The organism is Inquilinus limosus (assembly GCF_051487185.1).
In the GTDB taxonomy this organism is placed as follows: domain Bacteria; phylum Pseudomonadota; class Alphaproteobacteria; order DSM-16000; family Inquilinaceae; genus Inquilinus; species Inquilinus limosus_F.
The window spans coordinates 30,466-46,688 of record NZ_JAHVDK010000004.1 but is presented as its reverse complement, the minus strand read 5'-3'; the positions used below and the strand labels follow the sequence as shown (position 1 = coordinate 46,688).

The 16,223-nt window shown below is 67.1% G+C and carries 14 protein-coding genes; 4 read left to right on the top strand and 10 right to left on the bottom strand.

The features are described 5' to 3' along the window. Window positions 1–368 precede the first annotated feature (368 nt). The 3 genes from KXR53_RS05515 to KXR53_RS05505 all read left to right on the top strand — a co-directional run bounded on the left by KXR53_RS05515 (window position 369) and on the right by KXR53_RS05505 (window position 3,737). Window positions 369–710, top strand: a complete 342-nt coding sequence (locus KXR53_RS05515; RefSeq protein WP_437374095.1) for a hypothetical protein — start codon at window positions 369–371, stop codon at window positions 708–710. A 414-nt stretch (window positions 711–1,124) separates the two neighbouring features. After that, on the top strand, window positions 1,125–2,645 hold the full coding sequence (locus KXR53_RS05510) for an FAD/NAD(P)-binding protein (protein WP_437374094.1): 1,521 nt from the start codon (window positions 1,125–1,127) through the stop codon (window positions 2,643–2,645). 171 nt (window positions 2,646–2,816) lie between these two features. Then, entirely contained in the window at window positions 2,817–3,737 is a 921-nt protein-coding gene (locus KXR53_RS05505) for a phenylacetaldoxime dehydratase family protein (protein WP_437374093.1), read from the top strand. Here the strand turns inward: KXR53_RS05505 and KXR53_RS05500 are convergent. The 4 genes from KXR53_RS05500 to KXR53_RS05485 form a co-directional block, all read right to left on the bottom strand. Further along, a protein-coding gene (locus KXR53_RS05500; RefSeq protein ID WP_437374092.1) for an IS5 family transposase occupies window positions 3,721–4,478 on the bottom strand; the annotation gives its coding sequence in 2 pieces (ribosomal slippage) (window positions 3,721–4,145 and window positions 4,145–4,478; 759 coding nt in all). The genes KXR53_RS05505 and KXR53_RS05500 overlap by 17 nt on opposite strands. Before the next feature lie 69 nt (window positions 4,479–4,547). Beyond that, window positions 4,548–5,042, bottom strand: a complete 495-nt coding sequence (locus KXR53_RS05495) for a GNAT family N-acetyltransferase (protein WP_437374091.1) — start codon at window positions 5,040–5,042, stop codon at window positions 4,548–4,550. A gap of 86 nt (window positions 5,043–5,128) precedes the next feature. Next, a complete protein-coding gene (locus tag KXR53_RS05490; protein ID WP_437374090.1) occupies window positions 5,129–5,512 on the bottom strand; it encodes a hypothetical protein in 384 nt (127 codons plus the stop codon). Window positions 5,513–5,861: 349 nt separating this feature from the next. Then, window positions 5,862–7,853, bottom strand: coding sequence for a hypothetical protein (locus tag KXR53_RS05485; RefSeq protein WP_437374089.1), 1,992 nt, complete (start codon window positions 7,851–7,853; stop codon window positions 5,862–5,864). A 988-nt stretch (window positions 7,854–8,841) separates the two neighbouring features. Here KXR53_RS05485 and KXR53_RS05480 point away from each other — a divergent pair. Then, entirely contained in the window at window positions 8,842–9,738 is an 897-nt protein-coding gene (locus tag KXR53_RS05480) for a hypothetical protein (protein WP_437374088.1), read from the top strand. A 22-nt stretch (window positions 9,739–9,760) separates the two neighbouring features. Here the strand turns inward: KXR53_RS05480 and KXR53_RS05475 are convergent, their stop codons facing one another. The 6 genes from KXR53_RS05475 to KXR53_RS05450 form a co-directional block, all read right to left on the bottom strand. Further along, complete coding sequence (locus tag KXR53_RS05475; RefSeq protein WP_437374087.1) at window positions 9,761–10,162, bottom strand: GNAT family N-acetyltransferase; 402 nt, start codon at window positions 10,160–10,162, stop codon at window positions 9,761–9,763. 148 nt (window positions 10,163–10,310) lie between these two features. Beyond that, on the bottom strand, window positions 10,311–10,937 hold the full coding sequence (locus KXR53_RS05470) for a LolA family protein (protein WP_437374086.1): 627 nt from the start codon (window positions 10,935–10,937) through the stop codon (window positions 10,311–10,313). A gap of 215 nt (window positions 10,938–11,152) precedes the next feature. After that, window positions 11,153–13,153 carry an alpha/beta hydrolase domain-containing protein gene (locus tag KXR53_RS05465; protein ID WP_437374085.1) on the bottom strand — a complete coding sequence of 667 codons (2,001 nt, stop codon included), beginning with the start codon at window positions 13,151–13,153 and terminating at the stop codon, window positions 11,153–11,155. 28 nt (window positions 13,154–13,181) lie between these two features. Next, the gene (locus tag KXR53_RS05460; protein ID WP_437374084.1) at window positions 13,182–13,514 is read right to left on the bottom strand and encodes an AtuA-related protein; all 333 of its coding nucleotides are present in this window, start codon (window positions 13,512–13,514) and stop codon (window positions 13,182–13,184) included. Continuing rightward, entirely contained in the window at window positions 13,511–14,839 is a 1,329-nt protein-coding gene (locus KXR53_RS05455) for an acyclic terpene utilization AtuA family protein (RefSeq protein ID WP_437374083.1), read from the bottom strand. Before KXR53_RS05455 ends, KXR53_RS05460 begins: the two co-directional genes overlap by 4 nt. Next, a complete protein-coding gene (locus tag KXR53_RS05450) occupies window positions 14,840–16,129 on the bottom strand; it encodes a CitMHS family transporter (protein ID WP_437374082.1) in 1,290 nt (429 codons plus the stop codon). It lies immediately after the preceding gene. Between the last annotated feature and the right edge of the window lie 94 nt (window positions 16,130–16,223).

The following is a 16,223-nucleotide window of genomic DNA, read 5'->3' as shown; positions in this document are numbered from 1 at the left end:
CCGCAGGTCCGTTCCGTCCCCATTGCGGACGTTCGGAGGCTTGTCGGGTTCCTCCAGAGTGGACATTCGCACGCGCCTCCACCTGCGGCCGTTGGCAGCCGACACTGAAGAACGTCCACTCTTCGAAGACCGACGCCATGTGGGGTTTTTGGCGCCCTCCCCTCCGATCGGCGCGAAGCCGCGCGGGGATGAGGCAGGGCGCGAGGATTTCTTCACGCGGCCTGCAGCGCTGGATTTCAGGTCAGCGACACAACGTAGCGGAAACTGAGACTCGGATTGCAGGGATTCGGATATCGCAGGATTTGCGCCGTGAGACCGGAAGGATGTGAATAAGTGCACAAGGTTTCGTACGGAGGACGGTTTTGTCGATGTCGCCGAGGCGCCCCGGCTTCATGGTCATTAAGCGGCACGTGTTCAGCCGTCTGATGGAAAGCTGTCCCGAGCTCAACGACGTTCCGGACGGGCCGCCGAACAATCCGGAGGCGCCCTACTACTCGCTGTTCTTTGACTGCATGGTCGATCCGGACACCAGGCGCTCTCTGTCGGAGGACTACGCCTTCTGCCGCCGGTGGCGGGACATCGGCGGCAATGTCTATGCCGATCTGAACTCCGATCTCGGGCATTTCGGGCAGCACATGTTCCGAGGCAACTTCGCCGGGAGCGCCAGAGTGCGCGCGCATGATCCGGGAAGAGGTGGCCCGGAGCGGTGAGGTATGCCTTCGCTTGTGAATTGGAAGGGGCGCCAAGAGACTCAATTAGTTGATGTAAAGTAGAATCAAATCAAAATTTGGAGATGTATTGGATAAAATTGCAGTATTACTGAACCGTAACCGTATTGCGCATTGACATATTGTGCCGAATCATAATATCCGATTCAGAACCACTGAGGCATATCGGCTGCGGTCCAGGCTGTAGCAGGCCGCTCGCCGCGCCGGTGATGCTCCAGAGCCAGGAATTCAGGCGGAAGACGGGCGGGTCGCCCCGTGCGCGGTCGGCCCGACGGGCTTCGCTCGGATCGGAGGCGCATCCATGGACAGGACTGGTCGGACGCGGGGAATCGCGAGGCGGCAACGGCCTGGCGGCTTGGCTGCCGTTGCTTGCTGCTCTCCGGGAGTTCGATTCCGATGAGGGTCGCAGTCGTAGGGGCGGGACCGACGGCGGTCGCGCTGATGGAGGGCCTTGCCCGCGCGCGAGGCACTGTCGATCCAGGCGCGTTCTTGGACGTGACGGTTTTCGATCCGACGCCACACCCGTGGTGCGGCCAAAGCTTTGCGCCAGATCGACCTGAGGCCCTGACCAATACCTACACGCCCGACCTGTCGGTGCGTCATTGGGAACCGGAGCACGTCAATGATTGGTGCAGGGCGAACGGCTATGCGGAGTTCGCAGGTGAGAACTTCGCCCCGCGTTCCCTGATCGGTCGATATCTCCAGGATGCCGCGCGGCAAGCGGCAGCGCGAATGGACGCCTTCGCATTCGTGCGCGAGCCGGTCACCGGAGTGACGCTTACCGGCGAACGCGTCCGCGTCGATACGCCGACAGGTCATGACGTCTTTGACTACGCCGTTCTGTCCATGGGACGTGCGACGGTCCACGATCCCTACGGCCTGGCGGGGCAGGAGAAGTTCCGTGTCTCGCCCTATCCCCTACAGGACACGCTCGGTGAGGTGGACCCCGACGAGCACATTGGGATCATCGGCTGCGGACTGACGGCAGTGGATCTCATTGCCGCATTGAAGGCCGACAGGCATCGCGGGCGCATCACGCTCTTGTCCCGGCGCGGCCTTCTGCCTGCAGTTCGTCCATCGCCGGTGAGGTACAGCCTCCGGCATTTTACGGTGAGCAATATCGAAGGCATAGCCGCTGCAAAGGGCAAAGTAACTCTGCAGGATCTCGTCCGGCTCCTCTATGAAGATCTCGACCATGCCGGGGCATCCAGGCGTGCCCTGGTCGACGAGATATTTCCAGCGGACTACGGCCTGGACCGACTGCGCCGTCAGCTGGCGTGCGTCGACGATGGCGAGACTGCCTATTCGATCGCGCTCAAATCGATCGTGGCCTGCCAGGACGCCTGGTACCTCCTCGACACTGCCGGTAGGGACGTTGTTTCCAGATTCCGACACATCTACAGCAGCCTGTGCTGTCCGATGCCGAGGCACCGCGCAGCGGACATACTCGATCTTGCCGGCTCGGGCCAACTCGAGGTCGTGCGAGGCCTGCAGTCGGTGGCCAAGGGGCCGGATGGCCGTTTTGTCGCTATTTCCGCGAACCCTCAGCCGCTTCACTTCGACAGAGTCTTTTCTGCGGCGTCCGAGTTGAACGCGATCGATCCCATGGCTGAGCCAATCATCAACGGGTTGCTGCGATCCGGGCAGGCACGCGCCCATCCCTTTGGCGGTCTCGACGTCGAACGCACCACGAGCCGATTGCTGGATGCTCGTAACCACCCGCAGCCGCGGCTGTACGCGGTGGGCACGACGACGATCGGAGCGTTTCAAGCCCTGAACGGATACATCGTGCTCAGGCGCTATGCGGTCCAGATAGCCGACTCGATATTGGCCCACCACCGGGCAAGATACGATCCCCGTCCTCGCCTCGTTCTGACCCGTGCTACCGGCCGGGTGATCGCTGGTGCAACTGACTAAGTATATCGAGCTGGCGTGGAAGGGTGATCAAGAGGAGGCGGCATGATGGAACCGGCAATCCCCGGCCACCTCGTCACCACGCGCACGCGCCATCCTCGCGTAGGAGCCGACTACGAGCCGCCATACCCGTGTTACATCGCGCGGCACCGGCCCTCGGTCAGAAGCGTGGTGATGGCCTATTTCGGCTTGCAGTTCCGCCCCGAGAACAAGGTTGCCTCCGTCGCACCGCTTGCAGCCATCGCCGAAGCCTTCGCGGCTGAAAACGGACCCGGCCACTGGGACCGCGCCCGCTGCGACGACGCGGAAGGTTTCATCAACGTCCTCTCCATCGCTTATTGGGACGATCCGGCACGCTTCGAGCCCTGGTTCGCCTTCCACGGAGCAAACTGGACGGGCGAGAAACCGGCGGGTGAAAAGCTCGGCTTCTTCACCGAAATCCTGAAGCCCGCTGTCGAACGCTACGAGACACTGTTCTCGGCTCCCGACCGGGCCGAGGGCATGGCGGTGGTCGCCGACGGCATGAGCGGCACCATACGCGAACACGCTTATTGGGGTGGCATGCGTGATCGCATCCCGCTCTCGCAGACCGACGCGATGGACCCCGCAGGCGAGCCGCGCATCCTCGCGGAGGGCGGCCGTCTTCGCGTCATCCCGCACGAGAATATCTGCCTCATCCGCTCCGGCCAGGACTGGACAGACACGGAACCGGAGGAGAGGCGCCTGTATCTGGAGGAGGTCGAGCCGGTGCTTAGGGCTGGAATGGACTTCCTGAGCGACGAGGGGCTCTCCTGCGGCTGCTTTGCCAACCGCTACATGCAGGTCATCGACGCTGAAGGCCGGCTGGTCGAGAAATCCTTCGGCATGAGCTGGTGGAAGAGCCTCGCGGCGCTGGAGCGATGGGCCGAATCCCATCCTAGCCATGTCGCAATCTTCGGAGCGGCCATGAAGTACCTGTCCAAGCTGGGGCCGGCCGCCAAACTGCGCCTCTATCACGAGGTAACGGTCGCGGCCGCTGATCAGCAGTTTTTCGAGTATAGGAACTGTCACCCAAAAACTGGCCTGCTAGGGTCCGGACTCATAACCAGTAGCTGATAGTGGCGGCGAGACAGACGGCGGCGAGGAAGTTGGTCGCCGACCGGTCATATCGCGTGGCGATTCGGCGAAAGTCCTTGAGCCTGCCAAACATGCGCTCGATGGCGTTGCGATCGCGGTAAAGGACCGACGAGAAGCAACTCTTCCAACGTCGGTTGGCCTTCGGTGGGATGTTGGGCATCGTCCCTTTCTCCTCGACCTTGTGACGGATCGCGTTGCTGTCATAGCCCTTGTCGCCGAGCAGGATCGGGCTCTTTGGCATCCGTTCCAGCAGCAGGTCTGCGGCCGTGCAGTCAGCGACCTGGCCACCCCTCAGAAGGAAAGCGATGGGGCGGCACAAGCCATCGGTCAGGGCGTGGATCTTGGTGGTGCGGCCGCCCCGTAAACGGCCGATCGCTTGATTGCGCTCCCCCCTTTTCCGCCGGATGCGCAGCGATGCGCCTTCACCGCCGAGGAGTCGATCAGAACCTGTGCCGGTGGCCCCCCGGCCGAGGCCAAGGCATGGAAGATGTCGACCCAAACACCTTTGGCGGCCCATCGGACGAAGCGGTTGTACAGGGTCTTGCGAGGCCCGTAGATCGGTGGCGCATCAACCCAACGACCGCCCGACTTCAGCACGTGTACGATGCCGCTGATTACGCGACGGTCATCGACGCGCGGCTTTCCGCGTGTGTCGGTAGGCAAGAGCGGCCGCAGCCGAGCGAACTGCTCCTTGGTGAGCCAGAAACAATTGCGATTCATCGCAGTCTCCCTTCAGAGACCGTGAATCACAAACCCACCGCAAACGGAATCCCCTTCCTGAGGCCGCGCCTAGGACACGGCCCATGCCTCCATCGGTAGGACGGTGCCCCATTGCGTTTCTTTGGCTGGCCCCACGACACGGAATCCCAGCTTCTCGTATACCGAGATCGCCCTCTTGTTTTTTGGGCTCGGGTCGGTCGCCAGGGCCGGAACCCCCTGTCCAAACAATTCTTGCATACGCTGCCGGATAAACCCCGTGCCGTGACCTTTTCCAATCATGTCGAGTTCGCCGATGTATTGGTCGATCCCCCGGGATTGGTCGGGAAGATAGTCGAAATGATGCTGTGGCCACCCATGCACGGCGTAATCCTGCATATAGGCAAATGGCCTTTCACCAAACGAGACGATCCAGCGCGACACGCGGGGGTCAGCCAGTTTCTCTTCGTCAAAGGGAGCGTCGCTATTCCACCAAAGGCTAACATGCGGAGCCTTTTGCCAACCTGCCAAAAGGCCGAGGTCGGCCATCGTCGCAGCACGGAAGCGATAGCGCGCAATCTCTGTCATTCGAGCACTCTAGGTCGCCGCTCAAATCGCCGCCATGAGCCCGGAGCCGTCACCTGAATGTTTCACTCTGTTTATGGGTCCCGACCCTAGATCCTGGTCCGAAAGCCTTGCTTGAACTCGATTCTGGTGGCGTGGAACGGCTCAGTGTCGACATTCTCCACGTAGTGCAGCGGCTGCGGCGGGAATCTAAGAGTGATTGGGAAGACGGCATCTTTCGGGACTGGCAGCGGGATTTCCTCGATGGAGACGCCGTTGAAATCGCGCAACTTCACCATGCGGTCGACCACGAATACCGAAGGCCAGCGATGGTGATGCGGTTTCTCGATCGCGCCGGGTGCGATGCTGACGGCAATAACGCGGATCAGGTCGTCTTCGTAGAGCACCGCGTGGTTCTCCGGCGCTGCCAAGACTGCATCCAGGGCGGGGTCCCATGTCGCGGGATCGCTGCCATCCATGCTGATTTCCATCATCGCCTCTCCTCCTGTTTGGTTGCGCCGATTTACGGCGTCTTCTGAATTCTCTGTCGGCCTTCTGCTCCATAGTCTCCTTGTCGCCACGCTGTGCCAATACCGCGAATGGACGACTTGCGTTCTAGATCCGGAATGGAATTCGGCGGCTCCGGTCGGGAACGTGTGCACCGGAGACGCCCAGGAAGCCGGGAGAGCCCCAACAGTCGTCTCTGTCAAATGGCGAGTGTCCGCTTCCGGGGCGCTGCCAGAACGGCCGCTTCTGGCGCCCTCCAGCCGGCATCGACACTGCTACGTCGATGCCGGCCTTTTGTCCGACCCGAGATCTGCCGTCAGTCGAGATGGCCCGGGGCTATAGCACGAAGTCGATGGCGACGAGGCCGATGGCGCCGGTGAGCTGGATGTGGAAGTCGGAGGCGCCGTCGCCGTCGACATCACCGGCAATGGTGGTGGCGCCGCTGGATGTCGCGTAGCGCAGTTGGCCGGCAACACCGGTGTAGAGGCCCGAGCCGATAAAGACGAAGGCCTGGTCGCCGGCGACGCCGGTATTGGCATCGATCAGATGCAGGTCGATTCGGTCGACTTGGGCTTGGCTGAAGTCGGTGATTAAGTCGGCATTGGCCCCGACCACGCTGTCGCTGAGGGCGGTGAAGTGATAGCGATCCGCCCCAGCGCCGCCTGTCAGAATATCCCTGCCGGCTCCTCCGACGAGGGCGTCGTTGCCGTTCCAGCCCTGCAGCGTGTTGGCGCCGGCGTCGCCAGCGAGGCCGTCATTACCCTGGCTGCCGGAGAGATTCTCGATCCCGCTTAGGGCGTCGCCCGCGGCGGCGCCGCCGCCCCCCAGGCCGGTGATGAGGCTGACGGAGATCGCGATCGAGCTGTCGAAGTAGCTGACTGTATCGATGCCGGCGCCGCCGTCCATCGCGTCGGCCCCAGCCCCACCGCGGAGCACATCGTTGCCGTTCCAGCCCTGCAGCGTGTTGGCACTGGCGTCCCCCGCTAGGACATCATCGCCCTGGCTGCCGGAAATGTTCTCAACCCCCGTCAGAACATCGCCCTGTGCGTTGCCGCCGCTGCCCTGGCCGGTGATGAGACTGACCGAGACCCCGACCGTGCCCTCAAAGTAGCTGACGGTGTCGATGCCGAGGCCGCCATCCAACTGGTCCGCCCCGGCCCCGCCTCGGAGCACATCGTTACCGCCCAGGCCGGCCAGGACATTGCTGCCGTCATCTCCTGTCAGCCTGTCGTTGCCTTGACTGCCGGTGACGTTCTCGATTCCAATCAAGGTGTCACCCTGGGCGTCGCCGCCAGTGCCGGTGCCCGAGGACAGATCGGCTGTCACGCCTCCTGCGCTGGTGAGATAGCTGGCTGTGTCCCTTCCGATGCCGCCGTCGAGCCGGTCCGCACCCGCTCCGCCGCGGAGCACGTCGTCGCCGCCCCAGCCGGCCAGGATGTTTGCGCCAATGGTTCCGGCGAGAGTGTCGTTGCCCTGGCCGCCATCGACGTTCTCGATCGACACCAGCACGTCACCTTGGGCGTCGCCATCCATGCCGGTGCCGACCGCAAGATCAACCGCCACCCCGGTAGCGCTGGCGTAGTAGCTAGCGGTGTCGCTGCCAACGCCGCCGTCAAGCCGGTCAGCGCCCCTCCCGCCTCGAAGCACGTCGTTACCCCCCAAACCGGCGAGGACATTGGCGCCGGCATCACCACCCAGCGTGTCGTTCCACTGACTGCCGTTGACATTCTCGATCCGCACCAGATCATCACCTTGGGCGTCGCCGCCCGATCCGCTCGTCCCCAACGTGAGATCGACGATCACGCCAGCGCTGCTGTCGTAATAGCTGGCAGTGTCGATGCCATCGCCGCCGTTCAAGCTATCGGCCCCTGCTCCGCCGCGAAGCACGTCGTCGCCGCCCCCTCCGTGCAAAAGGTCGGCTCCGGCAAGACCGTCGATGACGTTGTTGCCGGCGTTGCCAAACAACATGTCGTTGTCGAACTTTGTGCCGATCAGGTTCTCGATCGACACCAAAATCACCCCACCTGTGAGGCCGCCGACGCCCAGCTCAATGTCGAGCAGGATGTGCTGACCGTGCGAGCTGTAATCAGCGGTGTCGGTGCCGTCTCCGCCGTCCAGAAGCTCATTTAGGTCGTCTCCGGTCGAGGCGTCATGGAGGATGTCGTCGCCAGCGTCGCCGTAGAGGCTATCGGAACCGACACCCCCTTCGAGCCTGTCACTGCCGCCGCCGCCATGAAGCAGGTCATCCCCGCCGTTGCCGATGATGGTGTCATTCCCGTTCGTTCCGGAAAAGACGTCGTCCCCAGGAGTACCGTTGATGATCGCCATGGTGTTTCCCCTTCCGCCGGCTCCGCCCAGGTCTGAATGTCCACCCGGATCAGATGCGGCAAAGTCTGAATCAACTAATCCAAATGACCGCAGCTGATAGGACCAGTGCGGGCCAGATCGACTGCTTCGAATGGCGCGTCTTGTTTGAGGTAGCTAGTCCTGCGCTCGAATCCGACCGAATTCTGAGGCGCAGAGAAGGCTACCCTGCGGCGCTGCGACAACAACCTCTATCGGGGCGTTGAACGCGACATCCTCCCTCTCGATGATCTCTTTCATCGCGGACTATATGAGCCTCCAGCCTATGCTGGTCCGCCTCCCGCCAACGATCAGGCTTCAAGTTTGAAATTGGGCCAAGATGTACTTCCAAGAAGGTTGATGAAAAGCGACAATGTGGTGCAAACTATTGTCATACGATAACATGGCAGCGCCGCGGTTCAAGGGGCGATATTCCTAGACATCGCCCTCTACATTCCGTCCTGCGAGCCAAGCGCAATAACAGGGTTGGCAAGCGCCGACGTCTGCCGCCAGTGAGCGTCCGCTCGCTAGGAGCTTTGTCTATGTCCGGGTACACCTCCTTCACCCGTACCGGTTTTGCCCGAGCAAGCCGGAGTTGGACAAGTCCGGTTTCGGGTGTCGAATGCAATGGCCGGTTTCGGCATCCGACTCTAGTCGAGGTGGGTGGGAAAGGGCCGGGCGCCGCCGCGTCGACCGATGTCCGGAATCAGATCGGTGTCGGAGTGTCTGGTCATGGCGCGGACCGGACGCGCCTGCAGTGCCGCCGTAAGTTCCGCTTGCCACCCTTGCGGCCCCATCGGCCGTCTGCCGAGCCGACCACCCTGTCGTGCCCGAGCGTGTGCTCGGCTATAGCCCGACAGCGATGCATTCGCTGCATCCGTGGCGGCGCCCGGCGAAGCCGGATGGAGGGGCGGATCGTAGTTAACGCAATGTTCATTGCTTAACTCCAAGCGCCTCGTTCATGATATGTTCTATGAAGGACGTGCCCGCCGATTTCGATGTCCAGGCCTATGGCCGCGGCTGCGCGCTGCAGCAGTGCGAGATGCTCACGCGCCTGGCCGAGATCAGCATGCAGCTGGCCGAGGCGGCCGGCGCCCGCGCCCTCGCCGCCCAGGCCCCGGAGCCCGAGGCTTCGGCTCAGGCCCAGCCCTCGGCTGCGGCCGCGCCGGCCGAGGCTCCGGAGGCTCAGCCCCAGGCTGCGGCCCCGGCCGGAGACCCCGGTCTCGCCTTCGCCCGCTACGCCCATCTGGTGCGCCAGACCCTGGCCCAGCGCGCCCGCGCCGTGAAGGACCTCTGTGCCGACGACAAGGCCCGGTCCGCCGAGCGCGAGGCCGGCCGCCCGGCCCGCCGCGACCGCCACCGCGACGAGGTCGAGCACGTCATGAAGTGCATGATCTGGGACGAGGTCCAGGATTTCGACCGCGCCGACGCCCTGTCCAACGAGCTCGACGAGCGGATCGAGGATCTCTACGAGGACGAGGCGGTCCGGGTCGAGGACCGGCCGGTCGGCGCGGTGATGGCCGGCCTCGCCTGCGGCCTCGGCCTCACCGAGGAATGGCGCCGCTGGGCTCCCGGCTGGCCGGCCACGCCGCGGCCGGCCCGGCCGGCCGGCGACCCGGCCGCGATCGAGGCCGAGCGGGCCCGGCGCCGGGATGCGGTCACCGCCGCCATGGAGCGGGCCTTCGCCGAGGTGCGCGATCCGACCCGGGTGCCGGGGCTCCGGGCCGGACTGGCGGTCCGGCTGCAGGAGCCCGACGTGATCGAGTGGCTCGACACCGAGACCACCGCCACCACCGCCGACCGCCTCTGCCGCTCCCTCGGCCTCGGCCTCTATGTCGACGACCCGAAGCCCGCCCTCGACAGCAGCTGAGCGGCCGCGGCGCCGGCCGGCGTCACCGCAGCCGGACGAGGCCGGCCTCTGTCGGCGCGAAGCCGCAGGCGTCGAGATAGAAGCCGCGGAGATGCGGGTCGAAATCGACATGCAGCCACTCGCAGCCGGCCGCGCGCGCCTGCGCGATCGCTTCCCGCACCAGCCGCGTCGCGTGGCCCTGGCGCCGCAGCGACGCCGTCACCGCGGTGTCGAGCAGGAAGGCGTGCACGCCCCCGTCCCAGGCGACGTTGACGAAGCCGACCAGCCGGCCGGCTTGGCGCAGGCATGCCCAGCCCAGGCTGAAGCGGTTGACCTGGCCCCACCAGTCGTCGTCGAGCACGGCGTGCCCGAAGCACTCGGCATGCAGGGCGTTCAGCTCTCCGTTCTCGAACGCGCCGCGCCATTCGACGGTCGGCCCGGTCACCGCTCAGAGCCCCTTTGGAAATGCGCTGGCGTGAGTCGGCTGGCGGTGGTTTCGAGAACCGGCGCGCAGCGGACATGGAGGTCCGTGAGCACCGGAAGCGCAGAAACCGCCGTCAGACGGCCGCGCCAGTAGCATTTCCACATGGGGCTCAGCGGTCTTTCCGGCTGCGCGGCACGACGAACAGCTTGTTGTCCAGCTGCACTCCCGGCTGGATGCCGGTCAGGTCGACCTGGGTGACGGTGCCCTGGGCGTCGACCGCGACCCAGCTCTGCAGGATCATCGGGCTGGTGCTGAAGTTCAGGGTCAGGCTGCCGTCCTCCGGCTTGTCGGTCTGCACCAGCTGGACGCTCAACAGGTTGGGGCCGCGGCTGACCTTGGTGACGGTGACGTCGCCCGACAGCCTGACGTTTTCCCGGGTGATGAAGTCGGCGATGGTCGAGCCCAGCGGCACGTCCTTCCGCTGATGCAGCTCGGCGTCGTAATAGGTCAGCCAGGTGCCGTCGGCGACATACATGAAGTCGATCGGCGGGTCGTATTCGAGCCGCATCTTGCCCGGCCGCTTCAGGTAGAAGCGGCCGCGATACAGGTCGGTGTTGTTGGTGGTCTGGACGAAGTCCGCCTGCACCGTGGTCAGGCTGCTGAGATACTGCTCCACCCGCTGCAGGTCGGCCCGGTCCTGGGCGGTCAGCGGGGCCTGCCGGACCGCGGCCGTGGCAGGCCCGGCGGCGATGAACAGCGCGGCCAGGGCCGCGGCGATGAAACGGATGATGGTCATGTCGGTCCGGATACACGGGGTCTGTGTTCCAAGTAGGGCACGGACCCCGCGATATCCAGGGCGGCGTCTTGCCGCCGGCCTGTGCGGATGAGTTTGGTCCGGATCGGGTCGTCCGATGGTATCGAGGCGGTGAGGTGTGCCTCTCCCGCCACGCGGGAGAGGCAACGCAAAGACGCTCACCATTCTGGCAGCTGGCCTGAGCCCACTCGTTCCACTCAGTCCTTCAGCACGTCGCTGGCCTCCGCCTGGGCCGCGAGGGTCGCGGCGTCGTCCGGCAGCAGCCAGCCGGCGGCGACCTGCTGCGCCGCGGCCGCCTTCACCCGCGCCACGAAGCCGGCATGGTCGCGATAGCGCTCCTGCAGCGACGGGCGCGGGTCGCGCGCGGCGATCCGCTCCGCCTTCGTCCGGGCGAAGGGGATGAAGCCGCCGAGGAAGGAGCAGCCGCCGCCCGCGCCGTAGCCCTGGGCCAGCACGTTCCAGCCGGTATAGGTGCCGAGCGGCACCAGCGCCTGCACCGAGGGCACGCCGGCGACCTCGTTGCCGTCGCCGTCGACGCGCACGACCCGCGACGGCAGCACCTGCCGGATCCGCGGCGGCAGGACGTCGGGAACGCCGCTGAGGTCGGGATAGTCGAAGCCGCGGCCGACATCGTAATCGAGGAAGATGTTGATCTTGCCGTCCGGCCGCGGCGCGTCCGGGATCGCGGGCCAGCCCATCGCCCGCGCCGTCGGCTCGACCAGGTCGCCGGCGGCCAGGGTCGGATAGCGGCTGGCCGGCGGCTCCTTGCCCGACCGGACCCACTCGACCAGCGCCTTCTGCAGCGCCCGCAGGGTCATGGACGACGGGTTCGGGTTGCCGGGCAGGACGCAGGCCGGAGAGCCGGGAAGGGCGGGATCACCGGTGGTCGAGAAGCCGCCGTTGCGCGACCCGCCATGGGTCACGCCGGGGAAGTAGTAGCGGCGCACATTCGCCGGCAGCGGCAGGTCGAAGCGCGCATCCGTGCCGACCAGGTTCGGCGACATGCGCAGGCCCCACAGCTCCGCCGCGCCGAAGGTCTCGACGATCTTCGGGCAGGTGCCCGTCGCCTCGCACCGGTCCAGCAGGCTGGTGGTGCCGCGCCGGCGGGCCCGGTCGTCATAGCGCGCCCACCACAGAGTGCCCTCGCTGCCCAGCTCGTACAGCGTGGCGGCGCCGCCGGGCACGCCGAAGCGGATGTTCATCGGCAGCTGCCGCGCGGCGATATTGGGGTTCATGCCGTCGAAGACGATCCGGCTCTGCTCGTCCGCGTTGAAGCCGAGATTGAGGAAGCTCTTCAGGAAGTTGCCGGATTGCGAGGTGCCGGACGCCACTGTCCACCGAACCAGCCCGGCCACCGGGTTGGGCGCGCCGGCCGAATCCGCCGTGGCGTGGCGCAGGAAGGCGGTCAGGTCGCGGGTGGCGGCGAAGCCGATGCCCAGCACCTTCGGGTCCTTGCCGGTATAGGCGAGGCCATAGGCGAAGCGCGGGTCGAAGCCGCCGCGCAGGCAGATCCAGCCGGGGTCGGGCGTGCCGGGGAAGGGGCTGTCGCTGCAGTTGCCGAAGGCCCAGTCGCGCGGCGGGATCGGGATCGCCGGCCGGTCGTCGGCCGATTGCCGGAACAGCCGCGCCCGGCGGGTGTCCAGCGTCACCGGCACGGGGCCCGGGCCGGTGCGGGCGAAGCCGACCAGGATCGGCAGGCTCCTCGTCCCGGCCTTCATGTTGGTGAAGCGGGCGAAGGCCGGCCCGGTCAGCCCGGCCGCCACCGGCACCTCCGCCGTCTGCAGCCCGTCCGCGGCCGGGATGTCGCCCTGCCAGCCGCTGACGACGCGGACATGCCCGTCCGGATCGGCGGCGACGCCGCCATTGCCGCGGTTGGGCACGTCGTAGACCAGCATGCCGCTGGCCTGCTTCGGGTCGGCCGGCAGGGCGATGGCAAAGGTGGCGGAATACTCCACCTTGCCACGGGCGTTGCGCGGCGCCTGCCGGATGTCGGTGATGATGGCGTTGGCCGGGTCGGCCGGGTCCAGCTCGCCCCGGAAGCGGCCGCGCAGGATCTCGTAGGCCGGGGCGCCGGGCTTGGCCGGCGCCGCGGAGTCCTGCCGCTCCACGGTGAAGCTGACGAGCCGGGCCTGCGCCGCGTCCGCCAGGCCGAGCGCCAGGACCGACAGCGCCGCGGCGCGGATGATGCAACCTCTCATGGCGTCTTCCCCCCGTTGTTATGGTCGTTCAGCCGTCCCCAGGCAGCTCCAACTCCGGCAGCTCCAGGTCGAGCAGGGCGGAGGCCAGCGTCTTGCCGTGGCTGTCCAGCGCCAGCGAGGTGGTGACGCCGCTGCCCAGCACGCCGCGGCCGACGAAGTGCAGCGCCGAGAGGCCGGGCAGCTCGAAGCGGGTGAAGCGGCCGGTCGCGGCGCCGCAGAGATGCGCCTCCACCCACTCCGCCGTCACCGTGCGGCGCAGCCGTTCGAAATCGGCCGGGTCGCGGGCGATCACGCTCAGCGTGGTGGTGTCGCCCTTGTCGCCGGCGCGGGCATGGGCGAGCGTGCCGAGGCGGACCATCATGCCTCCAGGATCTCGACCGCGGGGCTGACGGCCCGGCGGTCGATCAGGGTCGAGACGATGCCGATCACGGGGCGGAGCGTGCTGCGGACCCCGCCCCCCGCCGCCGGGCCGTTGGTGTAGAGGCTCTCGACCTCGTGCGCGGCATCCGCTGCGGCCTCGGCGGTGGCGGCGCGGGCGCAGAGGCGCAGCCGGACCTCCGACGGCGACCCGCCCCGCAGCCGGCCCGGCAGCAGCGAATCGACCCCGACCAGGTCGAGCCGCAGGTCGGTGATGTCGCCGCGCCGGTCCAGGCGGGTGCGGACGATCTCGGCCGCGCGCCGGCCGCGCTCGACCGCGCCGCCGCCGCCGTAGGAGATGCCGGCCTCCGCCTCCCACCCCGCCTCATAGGCGACGCTGACCTTCAGCGACTCCGGCCGTGGCCGGCCGCGGGCCCCGGCGACGGCGACGCGGTCGGCGCCCTGCTCCGCCACCGACACGCCGGTGACGTCCAGCACCACGTCGGGCGTGACATAGGCGCCGGGGTCGGTGACCTCGTACAGCAGCTGCTCGGTCACCGTGGCGCGGCTGACCCGCCCGCCGGTGCCGGGCAGCTTGGTGATGGTGATCGCGCCGCCCGCCGTCACCTCGGCGATCGGGAAGCCGAGATCGGCCAGGCCCGGCACGTCGCTGCCGTCGGCATCGACGAAATAGCCGCCGGTGACCTGGCCCGCGCATTCCATCAGATGCCCGGCCAGGGTGGCGGTGGCGATGCGGCTCGCGTCGTCCAGCGCCCAGCCCAGGCGCCAGGCCAGCGGCGCCACGAACAGCGACGGGTCGGCGACCCGGCCGGTGATCACCAGCTGTGCCCCGGCCTCCAGCGCCGGCAGCATCGCGCCGGCGCCGAGATAGGCGTTGGCGGCGATCAGCGGGCCGTGATCGGCCAGCGGCCGTCCGTCCTCGAGGGCCGGGGCGGCCGGGTCGATGCGGTCCAGCACGTCGTCGCCGGTCACCACCCCGATCCGCATCTTGACACCCAGCTCCCGGCACAGCGCGGCGGCGCGGCGGCCGGCGCCCTCGGGGTCGGCCGCGCCCATATTGGTCAGCACCCGGATGCCCTGGGCGGCAACGCCCGGCAGCACCGGCCGCAGCCGGCGCTCCAGCAGCGGGTCGAAGCCGGCCTCCGGGTCGGCCCGGCGGCGGCGATGGGCCAGCGCGATGGTGCGCTCGGCCAGGCATTCGAACACCAGCGCGTCCAGCCCGCCGCGCGCCACCAAATCCACCGCCGGTTCCAGCCGGTCGCCGGCGAAACCGGCGCCGGCCCCGATCCGCATCGTCCGACCCGGCATTCAGATGGCTCCCGTGGCCCAGGCGACGGCCGTCATGACGAGGGTCGAGGCGAAGGCCCATTTGAAGATGAAGCGCTGATGGGCGCCGAGCTGCACCCCGGTCAGCCCGACCAGGATGAAGGTCGAGGCGGTCAGGGGGCTCAAGGGGAAGCCCGTAGTCATCTGGCCCAGGATCGCGGCCCGGCCGATCGCCAGCGGGTCCTGGCCCAGCGCGCCGGCGGTGCCGGCGAAAACCGGCAGGATGCCGTAGTAGTAGGCATCCGGCGTGAAGACGAGGCTCAGCGGCATGCCCGTCACCGCCACGATCTGCGACAGGTACGGCGCCAGGCCCGGCGGCACCACCGCCACCAGCGCCTCGGCCATCGCCCCGATCATCTTGGTGCCGCCCAGGATGCCGGTGAAGATGCCGGCGGCGAAGATCATCGTGGTGACGGTGACGACGCTGTCGGCGTGCTTCACCAGCCGCTCGCGCTGCTGCTCCCAGCGCGGATAGTTGACCACGAGGGCGATGGCGAAGGCGCCGATGAACAGCACCGGCAGCGGCGCCAGCCCGGCCAGGAGGGCCACGATCAGGGCGATGGTCAGGGCGCCGTTGAACCAGGCCAGATGCGGTCGGCGCGCCGACCGCTCGGCCTCGGTCGGCTCGACCAGCGCCACCGCGTCGACGCCGTCGGCCACGCCCAGCCGCTTGCGCTCGCCGCGGCCGATCAGCCAGGCGGCGACGAAGACCCAGGCCAGGCCGGCGATCATGGCCGGGATCACCGGGTTGAACAGGGCTGAGGCGTCGGTCTTCAGGACGGCCATCGCCCTGGCCGTCGGCCCGCCCCAGGGCAGCAGGTTCATGGTGCCGGCGGCGAGGCAGATGATGCCGGGCAGCACCAGCGGGTTGAGGCCGAGACGGCGGTGCACCGGCAGCAGCGCCGTGACCGTGATCAGGAAGGTGGTGGCGCCGTCGCCGTCCAGCGCGACCAGCATGGTCAGCAGCGCCGTGATCAGGCACAGCCGCACCGGGTCGCCCTGCACCAGGGACAGCAGAAACTTGATCGGCCTGTCGAAGATGCCTGCGTCGATCATCAGCCCGAAATACAGCACCGCGAACATGATCATGATGCCGACCGGCGCCACCTTGACGACGCCGTCCAGCATCATCTGGCCGAGATCGGCGCCGAAGCCGCCGAGGAGGCCGCCGGCCAGCGGCACCAGGACCAGCGCGACCAGCACCGAGACGCGGCCGCTGATGATCAGCGCCAGGAACACCGCGATGATCAGGAACCCCAAAGCCGCCAGCATGCCGTCCTCCCGCTGCGGCGGTCGTTCTTCCCTCGGCGACCGCTCGGGCCTCAGCACGCCACGGCGGGCGGTGGATCTGGAAGTGAATTTGTGT

Coding starts and splice junctions, on each gene's coding strand:
- KXR53_RS05495 (WP_437374091.1), bottom strand. CDS start 5,042: ATGACAGAGATTGCGCGCTATCGCTTCCGTGCTGCGACGATGGCCGAC.
- KXR53_RS05455 (WP_437374083.1), bottom strand. CDS start 14,839: ATGCCGGGTCGGACGATGCGGATCGGGGCCGGCGCCGGTTTCGCCGGC.
- KXR53_RS05460 (WP_437374084.1), bottom strand. CDS start 13,514: ATGATGGTCCGCCTCGGCACGCTCGCCCATGCCCGCGCCGGCGACAAG.
- KXR53_RS05510 (WP_437374094.1), top strand. CDS start 1,125: ATGAGGGTCGCAGTCGTAGGGGCGGGACCGACGGCGGTCGCGCTGATG.
- KXR53_RS05450 (WP_437374082.1), bottom strand. CDS start 16,129: ATGCTGGCGGCTTTGGGGTTCCTGATCATCGCGGTGTTCCTGGCGCTG.
- KXR53_RS05515 (WP_437374095.1), top strand. CDS start 369: ATGTCGCCGAGGCGCCCCGGCTTCATGGTCATTAAGCGGCACGTGTTC.
- KXR53_RS05465 (WP_437374085.1), bottom strand. CDS start 13,153: ATGAGAGGTTGCATCATCCGCGCCGCGGCGCTGTCGGTCCTGGCGCTC.
- KXR53_RS05485 (WP_437374089.1), bottom strand. CDS start 7,853: ATGGCGATCATCAACGGTACTCCTGGGGACGACGTCTTTTCCGGAACG.
- KXR53_RS05505 (WP_437374093.1), top strand. CDS start 2,817: ATGGCCTATTTCGGCTTGCAGTTCCGCCCCGAGAACAAGGTTGCCTCC.
- KXR53_RS05480 (WP_437374088.1), top strand. CDS start 8,842: ATGAAGGACGTGCCCGCCGATTTCGATGTCCAGGCCTATGGCCGCGGC.
- KXR53_RS05470 (WP_437374086.1), bottom strand. CDS start 10,937: ATGACCATCATCCGTTTCATCGCCGCGGCCCTGGCCGCGCTGTTCATC.
- KXR53_RS05490 (WP_437374090.1), bottom strand. CDS start 5,512: ATGATGGAAATCAGCATGGATGGCAGCGATCCCGCGACATGGGACCCC.